The following is a 16,962-nucleotide window of genomic DNA, read 5'->3' on the forward strand; positions in this document are numbered from 1 at the left end:
GACACCCGGGCGCAGGCCCCGCTACGGTTGGGCGCCCGCCCGGGAGTACCCTCTGACTCCATGACGAACAGCTCCACCGCGGTGTCGCCGCCGCACACGCACTCCGAGCCCAGCAGGGGCCTGAGCAATCGACACATCCAACTGATCGCGATCGGCGGTGCGATCGGCACCGGGTTGTTCATGGGATCGGGGCGCACCATCTCCCTGGCGGGCCCGGCCGTGGTGTTCATCTACGTGGTGATCGGTTTCTTCCTCTTCTTCATGATGCGCGCCATGGGCGAGCTGCTGCTGTCCAATCTGCGCTACAAGACCTTCGCGGACTTCGCCGCCGATCTGATCGGCCCGTGGGCGGGGTTCTTCGTGGGTTGGTCCTACTGGTTCTGCTGGATCGTCACGGCGGTCGCCGAGCTCGTGGCCATCACGGGCTACGTCCAGTTCTGGTGGGCGGCCGTCCCGCTGTGGCTGCCCACCGTCCTCGTGGTCCTCATCGTGTTCCTGCTCAACGCCGTGAGCGTGAAGAACTTCGGGGAGATGGAGTTCTGGTTCGCGCTCATCAAGATCGTGGCCATCCTGGCCCTGATCGTGGTGGGCGCGATCATGGCGCTGACCCACTTCGCATCCCCGGACGGGCACACCGCCCAGCTCGCGAACCTGTGGAACGACGGCGGGTGGTTCCCGAACGGCGCCATGGGCGTGGTCGCGGGGTTCCAGATCGCGGTCTTCGCGTTCGTGGGCATCGAGCTCGTGGGCACCACCGCGGCCGAGGCCCGTGATCCCCGCACGACCCTTCCCCGGGCGATCAACTCCGTCCCGGTGCGCATCCTCATCTTCTACGTGGGATCCCTCCTGGCCATCCTGGTGGTCACCCCGTGGCGCTCGATCAACCCCGAGCAGTCCCCGTTCGTGGCCATGTTCGCGCTGGCCGGGCTCGCGGGCGCCGCGTCCGTGGTGAACTTCGTGGTGCTGACCTCCGCGATGTCCTCGTCCAACTCCGGGGTGTTCTCCACGTCCCGGATGATGTTCGGTCTCTCCGCGGAGGGCAGCGCACCCGGGATCTTCAAGGGGCTCAACCGCGTGGGCGTACCCGTGCGGGCCCTGTACCTCACGGCGGGCATCCTGCTGCTGACCATCCCCGTGCTCTACGCGGGGGACTCGATCATCGAGGCGTTCACGCTGATCACGTCCGTGGCGTCCCTCTTGTTCGTGTTCGTGTGGTCCATGATCCTGACCTCCTACATCCGCTACCGCACGAAGTTCCCCGAGCGCCACGCCACCTCCGAGTACAAGATGCCCGGCGGCGTGGTGATGTGCGCTGTGGTGCTCGCGTTCTTCGTGTTCGTGGCGTGGGCGCTGAGCACGGATCCCCAGACCGCCACGGGGCTGGTCGCGGTGGCCGCGTGGCTCGTGGTGCTGGGAATCTCGTGGGCCTTCGTACGCCGCACGGAGTCCCACCGGCAGACCTTCGAGTGGTTCAAGCAGGAGATGGCCCGCCCCGTGGAGCATGAACACCCGTCCCGATAGAACACACCTGGCCCCCTGTTCAGCACGCACCCCATGCTTAAGCTGGGGACATGACTCGACTGCCGGAACCCCTGTCCCTGTCCTGCGCCGACGGCTCGGGATCCGTCCTGAGCTACGGCGCGCACGTGGTGTCGTGGGCACCGGAGGATCACGAGCCCGTGCTGTGGGTCTCTTCCCGTTCCTACAACGAGACGGGCAGAGCGGTCCGCGGCGGTGTCCCCATCTGCTTCCCGTGGTTCGGCCCCGGGCGCACGGGGGACATGGACCCCGCACACGGGTTCGCGCGGATCACCGAGTGGCAGCTCGCCGAGCAGGGGGAGGACACCGAGGGTCACGCCTACGCCGAGTTCACCCTCACGCCCGCGGACGTGGCCGAACACCTGCGCGAGACGTTCCCCCACGAGTTCGAGGCCCGGTTCCGGGTCACCGTGGGCGCCCGCTTGCGTATGGCGCTCACCGTGACGAATACCGGCACCGGGATCTTCGACTTCGAGGAGGCGTTGCACAGCTACCTCCACGTGGGCGATTCCCGGCGCGTGAGCGTGACCGGCCTCGACGGTGTCTCCTACTACCACAAGGTGGCCAAGGAGCAGCGGCGCCAGAGCGGGGAACTCACGATCACGGGCGAGACCGACGCCGTGTTCGCCCATCGCGGCGAGGTGCGGGTTTCCGACCCCGAGCTCGGTCGCACCCTCGTGATCACCAAGGAGGGCTCGGACAGCACCGTGGTGTGGAACCCCTGGGCGGACAAGTCCGTGGCCATGGCGGACTTCGCGGACGACGAGTGGCAGCAGATGCTGTGCGTGGAAGCGGGCAACGTGATGGGCTCCCCGGTCCGGCTCGCCGCCGGCGAGTCACACACCCTCGTGCAGAGCATCGAGGTGCAGGAGCTCACGGCGCAGGATCCCCTCGCCCACGACGCCTGAGCGGGCACCCGTCGCCCACGGCACCTGAGCGCGCTCTCGCCACGCGACGTCGCTGGCGCCCGCCGAGAGCGCCGCTCGGCCCGGCCCGCACCCCGCGGGGAACGCCCCGGTGTGGGAATGCCCCGGGGCGAAAGCCCCGGGGTGCGGGACCGTCAGTCGCGCTCGGCGGACGACGCCGCGGCGTCGCCCCCCGGTGCCGCACAGGTAGCGGCCCCGGCGCGCGGGGACTCGGCGGGCGGGACCACGGGCAGCGTACCCGTCTCCGACAGCGCCGGGTTGGCCGAGGAGAGGTCCACCGTGTGGTGGATCTGGGCGTCCAGGGCACCGGGGTGGGTGCCCATGAACGCGTCGATCTGATCGGTCGTGGCGTTGAACTTGGGATCGTTCTTCAGATACAGGTTGGTCTCCCGGACCACCAGGCCGGAGAGGATGATCAGCCCGATCAGGTTGGGGATGGCCATGAGCCCGTTCATGATGTCCGAGAAGGACCACACGAGCGTGAGCGGGGCGAGGGCGCCCAGACCGGCCGCGAGGGAGAAGATCACGCGGTACACGATGGCCGCTCGGGCCCCCGCGAGGCGTTCCACGTTGCGCTCGCCGTAGTACGCCCACCCCAGGACGGTGGAGTAACCCAGCAGCACCAGGCAGATGGTGACCACGATCCCGCCCCACGAACCGGGCAGGCCCGTGGAGAACGCCACGGAGGTCATGGTCGCGGTGTCCGCGCCGTTCCACACCCCGGTCGTGAGGATCACGAAACCGGTGATGGAGATGACCACCAGGGTGTCCACGAAGGTCTGGGTCATGGACACGAGACCCTGACGCACGGGGTGGCTCGTCTGCGCCACGGACGCGGCGATCGAGGCGGTGCCCATGCCGGACTCGTTGGAGAACAGGGAGCGGGCGGCACCCATCTGGATGGCCATGAGCACCGTGGAGCCCACGAAACCGCCGGCGGCACCCATGGGGGTGAACGCGCCGGTGAAGATGAGGCGCAGCGCCTCGGGGATTCCCTGGTAGTTCACGCCGATGATGTACAGCCCCGAACCGATGTAGAGCACGATCATGAGCGGGACCATGTATGTGGTGACCTTGGCGATCGACTGGATCCCGCCCAGCAGGGCGAGCCCGGTGCCCACGGCCAGGACCACGGCGGTGATCACGGGGGAGACGTTGAAGGTGTGTTCCAGGTTGGACGCGATCGCGTTGCCCTGGGTCATGTTGCCGATCCCGAACGTGGCTACCACGCAGCACACAGCGAACATCACGGACAGGAAGCGGCCGAACTTATTGGGGATGCCGCGGGCCAGGTATACCTGCGGTCCGCCGGTGAGCTGACCGGCGGTGTCCCGGGTGCGGAAGCGCACGCCCAGGAAGCACTCTGCGTACTTGGACGCCATGCCGAACAGCGCGGTGATCCACATCCAGAACAGGGCGCCGGGGCCGCCGATGGACATGGCCGCTGCCACACCCACGATGTTGCCCGTCCCCACCGTGGCGGCCAGCGCCGTGGACATCGCTGCGAAGGAGGAGATGTCGCCCTTCTCCCCGGTGGCCCGGGAACGGCGCCCGAATCCCAGGCTCATGGCCTTGGTGAAGAGTCGGAACTGGATGCCGCGCAAGCGGAACGTCAGGAATATCCCCGTTCCCAGCAGCAGGGGGATCAGGAGCCACGGCCCCCAGATCAGGTCACGAACGAAGTCCAGATTGTGTTGGAGGGTTTCCATGGGGGTACGGAGCTTTCCGTGAGCAACGGTGCGAATTGCTGACTAACGTAGCAGCTCGGCGCGCGTCCCGGGGGCGCGGTCCCGGCAGGGAAGACGACGACGCCGCAGTGGCGGACCACTGCGGCGTCGTCGGGAAAGCGTGGTGCTTGCGTTACTTCTGCAGCACGAGGGCCGCGCCGATGGCTGCCAGGAACGCGTCCTTGGACAGCGTCAGGCCCTGCTCGGACGGGCGGATGCCATCCTCCTGGGTCATGTCCGAGTTGCGGAAGTACATGCTCAGCAGCCCGGCGCTGAAGGCGAGCAGGCCCGCGCCGGCCAGGCGCTTGGACACGAACGGGGTCAGCAGGGCGGTGCCCAGGGCCAGTTCGGTGCCGGCGATGAACTTGGTGAAGGTCTGGGAGTCCCAGTCCGCGAACTGGGGGACACCGGTGGAGGCGAACTGCTTGAGGCCCTCGGCGGACTCGGCGTCCATGCCGAGCTTGCCGTAGCCGGACTGGAGCAGGAACGCGCCGGGGACACCGCGCAGAATGGCGTTGGAAATGCGCATGACTGAGCCTTTCGTCGGGAAGTGCGGTGGGGGCGGAGCAGGGCCCTGGGTACCCACCGGGGATCGCTGTTCATCCTAACAGCGGGCCTTTTCACGGCGGCGGGGTGGGTGCAACATGCCGACAGTGAACGCACGGACGCCGCCCACGGTGCGATGTCTACTGTGGTGCCACATCGCGCGCCCTCGGAAAGGAGAACCATGGACATCGAGACCATGAAGAAGATCCTCCTGGTGCTGACCAGCCAGGACACCCTGGGAGACACGGGGGAGGCCACCGGTTACAACGTGGCCGAGGCGTCCCACCCGTGGAAGGTCTTCCGGGACGCCGGCTATTTCGTGGACTTCGCCTCGATTGCCGGGGGTCAGCCCCCGCGTGACGAGGTCCAGGAGGACGACCCCGTCCAGGTGGAGTTCACGCAGGATGAGACCGTCAAGGCGTCCCTCTACAACACGCCGCGGGTCTCCGTGGTGGACCCCTCCCAGTATGACGCCGTCTACCTCGTGGGCGGGCACGGCACCATGTGGGACTTCACCGGGGACGCGGACCTGCAGAAGCTCATCGCGTCCGTCTACGACTCCGGTGGCGTGGTGGGCGCGGTGTGCCACGGCCCCTCCGGCCTCGTGGACGTGGAGCTCGGCACGGGCGTGGCGTTGCTGTCCGGGCGCAAGGTGGCCGCGTTCACCAATGCGGAGGAGAAAGCCGTGGGCAAGCAGGACGTGGTGCCGTACCTGCTCCAGGACAAGCTCGAGGAACAGGGTGCCACGGTCAAGCTCGCCGACAACTGGGAGGAGAACGTCCAGGTGGACGAGCGCCTCGTCACGGGGCAGAACCCCCAGTCCGCCGCGGGTGTGGCCAAGGAGATGACCAAGCTGCTCACCGAGGTCGTGCGCGAACAGAAGGCGGAGGAGGAAGAGGCCGCCCAGAAGCTGCGTGCGGAGCGGGACGCGGAGAAGGCCGCGGAGGACGACGAGTGACGGCGTCCTGACTCATTGCCGCACGCCCTGGTGGTCGGCGGCGACACGGGTGAGACTGGAAGCGGTCCCCATGGATTCGACGCCAGGAGTTGTCATGCCAGAGTTCACGTCCCGTGTCGCGCTGGTCACCGGCGCCGCCTCCGGTATCGGTGAGGCCATTGCCAAACACCTGGCCCGGCAGGGCGCCAAGGTGGTGGTCACGGACATCGATGCCACCGGGATCGACGACGTGGTCCAGGCCATCATGGCGGACGGCGGGGACGCCGCCGGGATCCGTCAGGACGTCTCCAAGCGCGAGGACGCCGTGGCCGCCGTCGACTTCGCGGTGCAGACCTACGGCGGACTGCACTACGCCGTCAACAATGCTGGCGTGGGCGGGCAGATGGAGGCCCTCGGGGAGACCGATATCGAGGCGTGGGAGCGCACGCTCGCGATCGATCTCACCGGCGTGGCCTACGGGATGCACGCCCAGCTGCCCGTGATCGAACAGCACGGGGGAGGGGCCATCGTGAACATCGGCTCCATCCATTCCACCGTGGCCACTGCCGTGGGCAACAGCGCGTACACCGCGGCCAAGCACGGTCTGGTGGGTCTCACCAAGCAGACGGGCGTGGACTACGCCCGACGCGGCGTACGCGTGAACGCGGTGGGTCCCGCCTACATCGACACCCCGCTGCTCAAGAACCTGCCCCCGCAGATGCTGTCGGAACTGATCGACAAGCACCCCATGGGGCGGCTGGGCACCTCGCAGGAAGTGGCTCAGCTGACCACGTTCCTGCTCTCGGACGGCGCGTCCTTCATCACCGGGGGCTACTTCCTGGTGGATGGCGGGTACACGGCGGTCTGAGTAGCGGCGACACCCGCGGGTCACGGGTGTTCCGGCACGCGTGTAGAATGGTCAGGTTCCCCCGTACACATTGCGGGGTAGAGGCGCGCCGGTCCGAGGCGCGCAGTTCGCGCCCCAACATGGCGCGTGCGCGCGGAATCGTTTCGCGCGGACCAACCTGAAAGACGTTCTTTGTCTCATTCCTTTGAAGACCTCGGTGTATCCGAGGCGCTTTCCGCTGACCTCGCCCGCGTGGGCATCACGGAAGCTTTCCCCATCCAAGAGAAAACTCTCCCCGATTCACTGTCCGGGCGTGACGTGCTCGGCCGCGGCCGCACCGGCTCGGGCAAGACGGTCGCGTTCGCGCTGCCGCTCGTGTCCCGGCTCGCGGGACTCGCCCCCGGTTCGTCCCGCGTGGCCCGCCGGGCGAACCGCCCCACCGGCCTGGTGCTGGCTCCCACGCGTGAGCTCGCGACCCAGATCGATCGCACCGTGGCCCCCCTGGCCAAGGCCGCGGGGCTGAACACCACCGTGATCTTCGGCGGTGTCTCCCAGAAGCACCAGGAGAAGGCGCTCGCGGGCGGTGTGGACATCGTCGTGGCCTGCCCGGGCCGGCTCGAGGACCTCATCAAGCAAGGTCTGCTCACGCTCGACGACGTCCGCGTGACCGTCCTGGACGAGGCCGACCACATGGCCGACATGGGCTTCCTGCCCGTGGTCACCCGGATCCTGTCCCGCACCCCCAAGGGCTCCCAGCGGTTGCTGTTCTCCGCGACGCTGGACAACGGCGTGGACATCCTGGTCAAGAAGTTCCTGAAGGACCCGGTGCTGCACTCGGCGGACAACGCCCAGGCCGCGGTGACCACCATGGACCACCACGTCCTGGTCACCGACAGCGATCACAAGCAAGCGCTGATCGAGACCCTCGCGTCGGGCACCGGTCGGCGGATGATGTTCACCCGCACCAAGTACCGCGCCAAGAAGATGGCCAAGAAGCTCAGTCAGGCCGGGATCCCCGCGGTGGACCTGCAGGGTAACCTGTCCCAGGGCGCGCGGGACCGCAATCTCGCCGCGTTCTCCGCGGGTGACGTGCGGGTCCTCGTGGCCACGGACGTGGCCGCGCGCGGTGTCCACGTGGACGACGTCGAACTCGTCGTGCACATCGACCCGCCCGCCGAGCACAAGTCCTACCTGCACCGTTCCGGCCGCACGGCGCGGGCCGGCGCCTCCGGGTCCGTGATCACGATCGCGACCACCGAGGAGCGCTCGGACGTCAACAAGCTCATGAAAAAGGCCGGTGTCACGCCCCGCGTGGACCAGGTCGCACCCGGTTCCGAGGTCGTGAAGGACCTCGTGGGCGAGCGCGCCGAGCGCGTTGCGCCGGGTGCCACCCCGACCGGCGCGACCGGTGGCTCGCCTTCCGCTTCCCGTTCCGGCGGGGGTGCCTCCGGGTCCCGCCGCGGTGGCCGTGGCGGTTCGGGCCGGGGCCGCGGTCGCGGTTCCGCTCAGGCCGCCGGACGCGGCAACGGTGCTCGTTCCGGCGACGCCGGTGCCGGGCGCGGTCCCTCGAACGGGCGTTCGCAGGCTCGCTCCAGTGAACGACGCCGCGGTGGCAGCGTCGATGGCGCGGCCTCCGGTAGCGCACGCCCCGGCGCGTCCCGCTCCGCCCGCGGTGGTTCCGCCCAGCGCGGCCACGGGGCGGACCGGGTTCCGGACCGCGCCACGGCGGCGGCGCAGCGGCGTCGTGAGAACAACCGGGCGGGTCAGCCCACTCGCTGATCGCTCGGCGAGGGTCGCCGCGAGCGCTGTCCCACCTCGACCCCGGGGTGGAACGGTGCTCGCGGAACTGCGCTTCCCAGTGGAGAACTCCCGGTCTGATGAGTCATCGGACCGGGAGTTCTCTATTGCTGGTTCGGGTCGGGGCGGTTCCGGCATCATGCCCGCGGGCCTACTCCGGAGGAGTGAGCGAGCGCAGGAAGTCCAGGGTGACGTCCTCGTGCGCGTTGACGAACACCCGGTGCGGGCCGTCGGGGACGGGCTTGTCACCCGGGACGACCACCACGGTCATGCCCGCGGCAACCGCACTGCGCACCCCCGGTTCCGAGTCCTCGATGGCCACGCAATTCCGCGGGGCGACCCCGAGCAGTTCGGCACCCGTGAGGTACGGTTCGGGATCCGGCTTGGGACGGGTCACGTCGTCCTGGGAGACGATCCGGGTGAGCACGTCCGGGGCACCAGCGGCGGTGGTCCCCGCGACCGAGCTCAGCGCGTTCGTGACGATCGCCGCCGGGATACCGGCCTCGCTCAGTTCGCTCAACAGCGAGCGCATGCCGGGCAGGAAGGGTACACGGTCGTCCATGCTGTCGATCACGTGCTCGGCGAGTTGCTGCGTGATGTCCTCGACGGAATCGGTGGCCCCGCGTTCCACGAATTTGCGGGCCGCATCCGGCACGGTCCCCCCGAGGGTCGCGTGATCGTCCTCCACGGTCCAGCTCTGGTCGTACCGCTGCGCGACCTTGCGCTTGGCGGCCGCCCATTGGGGCTCCGTGTCCACGAGGGTGCCGTCGTGATCGAAGAGCACAGCCAGGGGGTAGGTCATGGCCACCTTTCGGAAGCATCGGGGGTGGGATATGGGACCCCAGTTTACCGGCGAACCCCGGGGCCGGAGGCGGCGTCGTCGGGATGCCGCCGCGCTATGCAGGGGCCAGACCGCGCAGGAAGTCCAGGGTGAGCGCCGCGTGATCGGCCACGTGCACGATGCCGGGTCCGGGCAGGACCTGCTGCACCCCCGGGACCACGACCGTGGTGATCCCCGCGGCCACGCCGGACGCCGCGCCGGAGGGCGAATCCTCCACGACCACGCACGCCCCGGGCGCCACGCCCAGACGCCTGGCGGCCTCGAGGTACGCGTCCGGATCCGGTTTGGGCCTGACACCCTGGGCCACCTCCTGGTCCCCGATGATCACCCGGAACAGGTTGTCCGGGGCCAGGGACGCGGTGTAGCGGGCCACCTCGGAGGTCGCGTTCGTGACGATCGCCGCGGGGATCCCGGCACGGTCCAGGTCCTCCAGGAGAGGTACGACCCCGGGAATGAACGTGGGCGGGTTCTCCTCCAACACCGCCTGCAGCACCCCGTAGAACTCGCGGTAGACCTCGTCCAGCGACCCCGGTACGCCCAGCGCGCTCAACCGCTCCACGGTGGTCGCGAGCGGCCTGCCCAGGGTGTCCTGGGTGTCCCGCTCGGTCCATTCACCCCCGTGCGCGGCCACGATCCGCTGCTTGCCCAGTTCCCACAGCGGTTCGGTGTCCACCAGGGTGCCGTCATGGTCGAAGAGGACGGCCTGCGGGAAGTCGTGGGTGCTCATGACCCCACGGTACGTGCCCGCCCCGACACGGACCGCGCCCTACGATGGACGTATGAGTGCTTCCGATCCCGCGTCCGCCCATCACAGACCGGGATCCGCGCTGTCCGGCGCCTTCCCGGTAATCATGATCGCGGTGGCCGCGGCGTTGGCCCTGTGGGTCGGCTTCGGCCGGGGCGTCGCGGGTCTGCTCGGCTCCCTCACCCCGGTCTACGCGGCGGCGATCGGGCTGCCCATCCTGCTGTTACACGTCATCGCGGCGGCGCTGTTCCGTCGGGACGCACTCAGCTACCCGTCCCACGCCATGAGCCGGCGGGGCATGCTCACTGCGGTGGCCTCATGGGCGATCACGCTGTGCTTCGGGTTCTTCCTCCCGGATTCCACCGCCCACGGTATGCAGTCCCTGTTCACCCATGCGGTCGGGGCCGAGTACGTGGAGTTGAGTTACGGGTTTGTCAACATTTTCGGCGTGCTGTCCGTGGCGCTCGCGGTCGCCCTGGTGTTGCTCGCGCTCACGGATCTGCGCGTCACGGCGCGCCGGCTGCGCGGTGAGCCCCTCACGGAGGACGAGCGCCTGGACCGCCTTGAGGCGCACCCCCGCGGTCTCGACGCTGCCTCCGACGCCGACGCCGACGCCGACGCCGACGCCGACGCCGCCGGTGCCGGGCCCGCGCCGGCGAGCGCGACGTCGTCGTCCCGGGAACGACCGTGACGGTGCCGCTGCGCACGCCGCGACTCATGCTGCGTGCCTACCGCGCGGACGACGCCGCGTTCGTGCGTGACCTGTATGCACGCGCCGAGGTGCAGCGCTACATCGGGGACGGCACGCAGCGCGTGGGCTCGGACGGGCAGGCCCGGGAGAAGATCCGGGGCTGGGACCAGGGCTATGCGCACGAGCCGGTGCTCGGTGTGTGGGCTATCGTCGACCCGGTCGGCGCCCTCGCGGGGACCCTGCTGCTCAAGCCCATCCCCGATTCCGGCACGAACACCGCGACCGACGTGGAGGTCGGGTGGCATCTGCACCCGCGCGCGTGGGGACGCGGATACGCCACGGAGGCGGCCCGTGCCGTGCTGGCCCACGCCTTCGAGCACGGTCAGGACCGGGTGGTCGCCGTGACGCACCCAGCCAACCGGGCGTCGCAGGCCGTGTGTCGTCGCCTGGGCATGACCCACCGCGGTCTCAGCCGAGCGTACTACGACGCCGAGTGCGCACTCTTCGAGCTCCGGGCACCCACCGCGCACGAAGGGGAGGCAGCATGAGTGATCCCGATCTCGTGATCGGTGCGGACGGTCTCGCCCGGCCCAGATGGGCGGCCTCGGACCCACTGCTCAGGGAGTACTACGACCACGAGTGGGGCGTGCCGGTGCGGGACGAGACCAGGCTGTTCGAGCGCGTGACGCTCGAGGCGTTCCAATCCGGGCTGTCATGGCGCACGGTGCTCGCGAAACGGCCGGCGTTCCGGGAGGTCTTTCACGGCTTCGACCCGGAGGCCGTGGCGGCCATGGACGAACGGGACGTCGAGCGGCTCCTGGGGGATGCGCGGATCATCCGCAACCGGCGCAAGATCGAGGCGACCGTGACGAACGCGCGAGCCACCGTGGCTCTGCGCGAAGACGGCGGTCTGGCGGACCTCGTGTGGTCCTTCATGCCGAGCAGTACCCCGCATCCCGATCGCTTCGCGGACGTCCCGACCACCTCGGATGAGAGCAGGGCCCTGTCCCGCGAACTGAAGCGGCGCGGGTTCGTGTTCGTGGGCCCCACGACCATGTACGCGCTCATGGAAGCGATCGGGATGGTGGACACCCACTTGGTGGGCAGCCACCGCCGCAGGACCTCTGGGGTCTGGACGTGAGACCGGGTGCCGCGGGCGCTATCGATCACGACGGCGCAGATAGCTGCGGCCGTCGGAATCCCTGACCATCTCGTAGTCGTCCTGGAGGTTGCGGTACCAGTCCTGGGCCTCGGGGGTCATCTCGGTGTTGCCCCGCAGGTTCATGGAGCTGCGGTTGGCCGGTCCCACGAAGCGCATCACCACCTTGTTGAAACGCTGCAGCCGACTCGGCTTGCGCGGGGTGGTCTCATCGGACGGTGAATCGGTGTCCACGGCGGGTTCCTTTGGAGACTGCGGGTGGGGAGAGAACTCTGGGGAGCGCACGCGCGTCCCACCTCCATTATGCCCGACGCAGGGGTGAGAAAGGCCCGAGGGCCCCTGACCGTTCCCGGTCAGGGGCCCTAGGGTGCGATTACGAGCGGATCAGGCCCGCTGCGTGTCGTCCTTGACGTTTTTGGCGTGCTCCTGCGCGGAGCCCTTGAGCTGGCCGGCTTCCTGCTGACCCTGCTCCTTGACCTCCTGGGCGCCGGACTGCGCGGTCTGCTTGACCGACTCCGCAGCCTCCTTGGCCGGTTTTTTCAGGTCGTCCGCGATCTCCTGCGCGGCTTCCTTGGTGGAATCCATGGCGCTCTGCAGGTGCGGCTGGGCGCGGTCGGCGGCCTCGGCCACGAGCTCCTGCTCCTTCTGGCTCGAGGGCAGCAGGGAACCGATCAACCAACCGGCACCGAGGGCGATCAGGCCCGCGGCCATGGGGTTGCCACGGGTCTTGGCCCGGGCGGCCGCCGGGGCGTTGCTGATGGCCTCGCCGGCCTGGTCCATGCGGTGGGAGGCCTCGTCACGAAGGTCGCGGCCTGTGTCCCGGGCGTCCTCTGCGGAGCCCATGATGGACTCACGGACGTCCTGGATCTTGTGGCGGGCCTTGCTCTTCTGACGGTCGACCACCTTTTCCGGGGTCACCTTCTCCGCCACGGCGTCCACGTCCGCATTCAGGCGTGCACGGGTGGCTTCGATATCGGCGCGGATCTGATCAGGGTTCTGCTGGCTCATCGGGTCTCCTTGGAAGGCTTCACGGTATCCGGAATTTCGCTGACGGTTTCGCGGGTTCGGGGCAGCGGGTCCTTGGTGGCCTGGGCCATCTTGCGCTTGCCGCGGTCCAGGTTCTTCTTGCCCACCGCGGCGAGGATCGCGGCGATGATCGCCCAGATGACCGCCACGATCACGGCCGACCAGCCAAGACCCACCAGGTTGCCCAGGGCCCACATGAGGGCCAGGGATAGGAACAGGAGCACGAAGTGGCCGGCCACACCGGCGCCTCCCAACAGTCCCGCGCCCTTACCTGTGACCTTTACGGAGTCCGTGGCCTTCTGGATCGCCATGTTCGCCTCGGCCTTGGCCAGCGCGATCTCCTGCTGGATCAGGGTGGTCAGGTTGGTGCTCAGAGACTTGAACATCTCACCGAGCGACTCGTGCTCCGCCCGCTCTTCGGGTTCCGACGGGGGAATGGGGTGACTCATCGACGCTCACTGCCTTGTCCGGGGTAGGTGGTGCCGGGGACCTGGGTGTCGCCCTGACCGGGGTACGTGGTGCCGGGAACCTGCGCGTCGCGCTGATCCGGGTAGACCGTGCCGGGAACCCGGTCGGTGTAGGTGCGGGTGCCCTCGCCACGGGTGTCGTTGCGGTACGCGTACGTGTCACCCGTGCTGGGGGTGCCGTACGCGGGTGCCTGGGTGCGGGCGACGGTGTCGTGGTGGTCGTTGCCGATCTCGTCGCTGTCCTTGGCGCTGCGCGTGGCGCGCCCGGCGAGCAGACCGATGCCGGCCGCGATGGCCAGGAAGGTCCCGGGACGGCGGGCGGCGAAACGGCGTACGTCACCGAGCAGCTGCTGCGGGTCCTTGTTCTCCAGCGAGGACGCGAGGGAGTTCACGGTGCCCGAGGCGTTGCCGAGCAGGCCACTGACGTACTCGGTCTCCGGCTTCTTGCCCTGGGAGATGGCGTCCACCTCGTCGCTCACGGAGCGGACGGTCGATGCGAGGCGCTCCTGCTGCGGGCCCACGTAGCCCTGTAGGTCCTCCTTGAGGCGGCCCCACAGGTCGTGCGCCTGGCCCATGGCCTCGTCCTTGGCGGCGACGGCCTGCTCCTTGGCGGTCTCTTTCACGCGGCGGCCGGATCCAGCCGCCTCGTTCTTGAGCTGTTGCGCCTCGACCTTGCCGGATTCCGCGGCGACGTCCTTCTTGGACGGGACCTCGGTGGAACCCTGGGAGTGGGTCTGTTGACCAGCTCGACGCTGATCGTTGTTGTTGCTCATAGTGGCACCTTTCCTGCAGTATGTGGTCGATTTAATAAGGTTACATATTATCGAGGGCTCAGTATAGAGCATTCGATAATCCACTTCCACCCGAAGGGGCCGAAAATGCGGAATAAAAAATGAATTAACAAATCATTTCGCACTGAGCAGAATGTCGGGCTTCCCGTACCAAGTTGAGCGTGGTAGACTCAAGTTAACTGAAGTCAACGTCATCACTACTGTCGGAAGGAGCCGCCGTGGACACCAAGTTCACGACCAAGTCCCAAGAAGCCCTGAGCGCTGCAGCGTCGAACGCCGCGACCGCGGGCAACCCCAACATCGAGCCCGCCCACGTCCTCAAGGCGCTCATGGACCAGCGCGACGGCGTGGCCGTCGCCGTCCTACAGGCCACCGGTGCCAACGCGGACGCCGTGTCCATCAAGGCGAGCAACATCATCCACGAGATGCCCAGCGCATCCGGGACCTCCACGGCCCAGCCCCAGCTGAGCCGCACCGCGCTGCAGGCACTGCAGGCTGCGGAGAACTACGCGCGTGAACTCAAGGACGAGTACGTCTCCACCGAGCACCTGCTCTACGGTCTGGCCGCGGGACGCGACAAGACCGCCGAGGCGCTGCAGGCTGCGGGCGTGACCACGGAGGCGCTCGCACAGGCCATCCCGCAGGTGCGCGGTGACCGACGGGTCACCAGCCCGGACCCGGAGGGGACCTTCCAATCCCTCGAGAAGTTCGGCACGGACCTCACGGCGATCGCCCGCGAGGGGAAGCTCGATCCCGTGATCGGGCGTGACTCGGAGATCCGCCGCGTGGTCCAGGTGCTCTCGCGCCGAACCAAGAACAACCCCGTGCTGATCGGTGAGCCCGGTGTGGGTAAGACCGCCGTGGTCGAGGGTCTCGCCCAGCGCATGGTCGCAGGGGACGTACCCGAGTCGCTGCGCGGCAAGACGCTGATCTCCCTGGACCTGGGGTCCATGGTGGCCGGCGCCAAGTACCGCGGGGAGTTCGAGGAACGCCTCAAGGCCGTCCTGGACGAGATCAAGAAGTCCGAGGGTCAGATCGTCACCTTCATCGACGAGATCCACACGGTCGTGGGTGCGGGTGCGTCCGAGGGGTCCATGGACGCGGGCAACATGCTCAAGCCCATGCTGGCCCGCGGTGAGCTGCGCCTGATCGGTGCCACCACGCTGGACGAGTACCGCGAGAACATCGAGAAGGACGCCGCCCTGGAGCGTCGGTTCCAGCAGGTCTACGTAGGGGAACCCTCGGTCGAGGACACCGTGGCGATCCTGCGCGGGTTGAAGGAGCGTTACGAGGCGCACCACAAGGTGCAGATCGCGGATTCGGCCCTCGTTGCCGCCGCCCAACTGTCCCAGCGTTACATCCCCAGCCGTCAGCTCCCGGACAAGGCCATCGACCTGATTGACGAGGCCGCGTCCCGGTTGCGCATGGAGATCGATTCCGCCCCGGAGGAGATCGACGAGCTGCGCCGCTCCGTGGACCGCTTGACCATGGAGGAACTGGCCCTGGACGGGGAGACAGACCCCGCGTCCGTCGAACGTCTGGCCGCTCTGCGCCAGGACAAGGCGGACAAGGAGGCCGAGCTGGATGCCCTCAACGCGCGGTGGGAGGCCGAGAAGGCCGGACTCAACCGCGTGGGTGACCTCAAGGCGCAGATCGACGACCTGCGCTCGCAGGCCGAACGCGCCCAGCGCAACGGTGACCTGGGGGAGGCCTCCCGCTTGCTGTACGGCGAGATCCCGGCTCTGCAGAAGGACCTGGACGCCGCACAGGCGCAGGAGGAGGCCGGGGCCCGGCATGACACCATGGTCTCGGAGGAGGTTACCGCGGACGACATCGCCGAGGTGATCTCCGCGTGGACCGGTATCCCCGCGGGCAAGATGCTGCAGGGCGAGTCCGACAAGCTGCTGCACATGGAGCAGCTGCTGGGCAAGCGCCTGATCGGGCAGAAGCCGGCCGTGAGTGCGGTCGCGGACGCCGTACGGCGTTCCCGCGCGGGGATCTCGGACCCGGACCGCCCCATCGGCTCGTTCCTGTTCCTGGGTCCCACGGGCGTGGGCAAGACCGAGCTGGCCAAGTCCCTCGCGGACTTCCAGTTCGACGACGAGCGCGCCCTGATCCGCATCGACATGTCCGAGTACTCGGAGAAGCACTCTGTCTCACGCCTGGTCGGTGCCCCTCCGGGGTACGTGGGCTACGACGAGGGCGGGCAGCTGACCGAGGCCGTGCGGCGTCGTCCGTACTCGGTGGTGCTGCTCGACGAGGTCGAAAAGGCCCATCCCGAGGTCTTCGACATCCTGCTGCAGGTCCTGGACGACGGTCGCCTGACCGACGGGCAGGGCCGCACGGTGGACTTCCGCAACGTGATCCTGATCCTGACCTCGAACATGGGCAGCCAGTTCCTGGTGGATCCCACCATGGACGAGGAGGCCAAGAAGAACGCCGTGATGGGCGTGGTCAACGCCTCGTTCAAGCCGGAGTTCCTCAACCGGTTGGACGACATCATCATGTTCGACCCGCTGAGCACCGAGGACCTGGCCAAGATCGTGGACATCCAGGTGGCCCAGCTCGCGCACCGTCTCGAGCAGCGGCGCCTGTCCTTGGAGGTCACGCCCGGGGCTAGCGAGTGGCTGGGTATCACGGGCTACGACCCCGCCTACGGTGCCCGCCCGCTGCGTCGGCTCGTGCAGCGCGAGATCGGTGACCGCTTGGCGCGCGGGCTGCTCTCCGGCGCCATCACGGACGGGGACACCGTGCTCGTGGACGTCAACCCGGACGTCGCCCAGGACGGCCTGACTGTCACCGCTTCGCACGGCGACGACCCGCAGGACGACGACGCCGCGCACGCCCACGACGCCGCGGCGCGGGACAGCGGCGACGACGTCGTCGACGCGGAGATCATCGACGAGTGACACCCCGGTCACCG

The 16,962-nt window shown here is 68.5% G+C and carries 17 protein-coding genes; 9 read left to right on the plus strand and 8 right to left on the minus strand.

Annotated features, from left to right (window positions below):
* The first annotated feature begins 60 nt into the window (after window positions 1-60).
* Both RF637_RS00545 and RF637_RS00550 read left to right on the plus strand, forming a co-directional pair.
* Window positions 61-1,521, plus strand: coding sequence for an amino acid permease (locus RF637_RS00545; protein ID WP_368843879.1), 1,461 nt, complete (start codon window positions 61-63; stop codon window positions 1,519-1,521).
* 50 nt (window positions 1,522-1,571) lie between these two features.
* Window positions 1,572-2,447: a D-hexose-6-phosphate mutarotase gene (locus RF637_RS00550; RefSeq protein WP_368843880.1), complete on the plus strand. Its 876-nt coding sequence runs from the start codon at window positions 1,572-1,574 to the stop codon at window positions 2,445-2,447.
* 152 nt (window positions 2,448-2,599) lie between these two features.
* Here the strand turns inward: RF637_RS00550 and RF637_RS00555 are convergent, their stop codons facing one another.
* Window positions 2,600-4,174, minus strand: a complete 1,575-nt coding sequence (locus RF637_RS00555) for a sodium:alanine symporter family protein (RefSeq protein ID WP_312794885.1) — start codon at window positions 4,172-4,174, stop codon at window positions 2,600-2,602.
* A gap of 151 nt (window positions 4,175-4,325) precedes the next feature.
* Window positions 4,326-4,721, minus strand: coding sequence for a hypothetical protein (locus tag RF637_RS00560; protein ID WP_085106171.1), 396 nt, complete (start codon window positions 4,719-4,721; stop codon window positions 4,326-4,328).
* A 198-nt stretch (window positions 4,722-4,919) separates the two neighbouring features.
* On the opposite strand from RF637_RS00560, the gene RF637_RS00565 reads away from it, so the two are divergent.
* The 3 genes from RF637_RS00565 (at window position 4,920) to RF637_RS00575 (ending at window position 8,301) form a co-directional block, all read left to right on the plus strand.
* Window positions 4,920-5,696, plus strand: coding sequence for a type 1 glutamine amidotransferase domain-containing protein (locus tag RF637_RS00565; protein WP_144997267.1), 777 nt, complete (start codon window positions 4,920-4,922; stop codon window positions 5,694-5,696).
* Between the two features lie 94 nt (window positions 5,697-5,790).
* Window positions 5,791-6,543 (plus strand): SDR family NAD(P)-dependent oxidoreductase, encoded by a 753-nt coding sequence (locus tag RF637_RS00570; RefSeq protein ID WP_368843881.1) that lies wholly within the window; start codon window positions 5,791-5,793, stop codon window positions 6,541-6,543.
* 171 nt (window positions 6,544-6,714) lie between these two features.
* A complete protein-coding gene (locus RF637_RS00575; RefSeq protein ID WP_368843882.1) occupies window positions 6,715-8,301 on the plus strand; it encodes a DEAD/DEAH box helicase in 1,587 nt (528 codons plus the stop codon).
* A gap of 169 nt (window positions 8,302-8,470) precedes the next feature.
* Here RF637_RS00575 and RF637_RS00580 read toward each other — a convergent pair whose 3' ends face one another.
* Window positions 8,471-9,121 (minus strand): HAD family phosphatase, encoded by a 651-nt coding sequence (locus RF637_RS00580; RefSeq protein WP_064846343.1) that lies wholly within the window; start codon window positions 9,119-9,121, stop codon window positions 8,471-8,473.
* A 94-nt stretch (window positions 9,122-9,215) separates the two neighbouring features.
* A complete protein-coding gene (locus RF637_RS00585; protein WP_144997273.1) occupies window positions 9,216-9,887 on the minus strand; it encodes an HAD family phosphatase in 672 nt (223 codons plus the stop codon).
* Between the two features lie 52 nt (window positions 9,888-9,939).
* Here RF637_RS00585 and RF637_RS00590 point away from each other — a divergent pair, with 52 nt between their 5' ends.
* From RF637_RS00590 to RF637_RS00600, 3 genes are read left to right on the plus strand one after another with little or no spacing between them, the layout of a single operon-like run.
* Window positions 9,940-10,596: a hypothetical protein gene (locus tag RF637_RS00590; protein WP_368843883.1), complete on the plus strand. Its 657-nt coding sequence runs from the start codon at window positions 9,940-9,942 to the stop codon at window positions 10,594-10,596.
* On the plus strand, window positions 10,593-11,144 hold the full coding sequence (locus tag RF637_RS00595) for a GNAT family N-acetyltransferase (RefSeq protein WP_368843884.1): 552 nt from the start codon (window positions 10,593-10,595) through the stop codon (window positions 11,142-11,144). Before RF637_RS00590 ends, RF637_RS00595 begins: the two co-directional genes overlap by 4 nt.
* The gene (locus RF637_RS00600) at window positions 11,141-11,737 is read left to right on the plus strand and encodes a DNA-3-methyladenine glycosylase I (protein ID WP_368843885.1); all 597 of its coding nucleotides are present in this window, start codon (window positions 11,141-11,143) and stop codon (window positions 11,735-11,737) included. The genes RF637_RS00595 and RF637_RS00600 overlap by 4 nt, the downstream gene beginning before the upstream one ends.
* An 18-nt stretch (window positions 11,738-11,755) precedes the next feature.
* On the opposite strand, the gene RF637_RS00605 is transcribed toward RF637_RS00600, so the two are convergent.
* The 4 genes from RF637_RS00605 to RF637_RS00620 form a co-directional block, all read right to left on the minus strand.
* On the minus strand, window positions 11,756-11,989 hold the full coding sequence (locus RF637_RS00605) for a hypothetical protein (protein WP_064846347.1): 234 nt from the start codon (window positions 11,987-11,989) through the stop codon (window positions 11,756-11,758).
* Window positions 11,990-12,139: 150 nt separating this feature from the next.
* A complete protein-coding gene (locus RF637_RS00610) occupies window positions 12,140-12,763 on the minus strand; it encodes a DUF3618 domain-containing protein (protein ID WP_368843886.1) in 624 nt (207 codons plus the stop codon).
* Window positions 12,760-13,230 (minus strand): phage holin family protein, encoded by a 471-nt coding sequence (locus tag RF637_RS00615; protein WP_064846349.1) that lies wholly within the window; start codon window positions 13,228-13,230, stop codon window positions 12,760-12,762. The genes RF637_RS00610 and RF637_RS00615 overlap by 4 nt, the downstream gene beginning before the upstream one ends.
* Window positions 13,227-14,021, minus strand: coding sequence for a hypothetical protein (locus RF637_RS00620; RefSeq protein WP_064846350.1), 795 nt, complete (start codon window positions 14,019-14,021; stop codon window positions 13,227-13,229). The genes RF637_RS00615 and RF637_RS00620 overlap by 4 nt, the downstream gene beginning before the upstream one ends.
* A gap of 236 nt (window positions 14,022-14,257) precedes the next feature.
* Between RF637_RS00620 and clpB the strand changes: the two genes are divergently transcribed.
* Window positions 14,258-16,948 (plus strand): ATP-dependent chaperone ClpB, encoded by a 2,691-nt coding sequence (gene clpB, locus RF637_RS00625; RefSeq protein WP_035964117.1) that lies wholly within the window; start codon window positions 14,258-14,260, stop codon window positions 16,946-16,948.
* The last annotated feature ends 14 nt before the right edge of the window (window positions 16,949-16,962 follow it).

The organism is Kocuria sp. CPCC 204721 (genome assembly GCF_040980945.1).
GTDB classification, from domain to species: Bacteria; Actinomycetota; Actinomycetes; order Actinomycetales; family Micrococcaceae; genus Kocuria; species Kocuria marina.

Excerpts from the sequence above, each read along its gene's own strand:
- RF637_RS00545 (WP_368843879.1), top strand. The coding sequence starts at position 61 with ATGACGAACAGCTCCACCGCGGTGTCGCCGCCGCACACGCACTCCGAG.
- RF637_RS00550 (WP_368843880.1), top strand. The coding sequence starts at position 1,572 with ATGACTCGACTGCCGGAACCCCTGTCCCTGTCCTGCGCCGACGGCTCG.
- RF637_RS00555 (WP_312794885.1), bottom strand. The coding sequence starts at position 4,174 with ATGGAAACCCTCCAACACAATCTGGACTTCGTTCGTGACCTGATCTGG.
- RF637_RS00560 (WP_085106171.1), bottom strand. The coding sequence starts at position 4,721 with ATGCGCATTTCCAACGCCATTCTGCGCGGTGTCCCCGGCGCGTTCCTG.
- RF637_RS00565 (WP_144997267.1), top strand. The coding sequence starts at position 4,920 with ATGGACATCGAGACCATGAAGAAGATCCTCCTGGTGCTGACCAGCCAG.
- RF637_RS00570 (WP_368843881.1), top strand. The coding sequence starts at position 5,791 with ATGCCAGAGTTCACGTCCCGTGTCGCGCTGGTCACCGGCGCCGCCTCC.
- RF637_RS00580 (WP_064846343.1), bottom strand. The coding sequence starts at position 9,121 with ATGACCTACCCCCTGGCTGTGCTCTTCGATCACGACGGCACCCTCGTG.
- RF637_RS00585 (WP_144997273.1), bottom strand. The coding sequence starts at position 9,887 with ATGAGCACCCACGACTTCCCGCAGGCCGTCCTCTTCGACCATGACGGC.
- RF637_RS00590 (WP_368843883.1), top strand. The coding sequence starts at position 9,940 with ATGAGTGCTTCCGATCCCGCGTCCGCCCATCACAGACCGGGATCCGCG.
- RF637_RS00600 (WP_368843885.1), top strand. The coding sequence starts at position 11,141 with ATGAGTGATCCCGATCTCGTGATCGGTGCGGACGGTCTCGCCCGGCCC.
- RF637_RS00610 (WP_368843886.1), bottom strand. The coding sequence starts at position 12,763 with ATGAGCCAGCAGAACCCTGATCAGATCCGCGCCGATATCGAAGCCACC.
- RF637_RS00615 (WP_064846349.1), bottom strand. The coding sequence starts at position 13,230 with ATGAGTCACCCCATTCCCCCGTCGGAACCCGAAGAGCGGGCGGAGCAC.
- RF637_RS00620 (WP_064846350.1), bottom strand. The coding sequence starts at position 14,021 with ATGAGCAACAACAACGATCAGCGTCGAGCTGGTCAACAGACCCACTCC.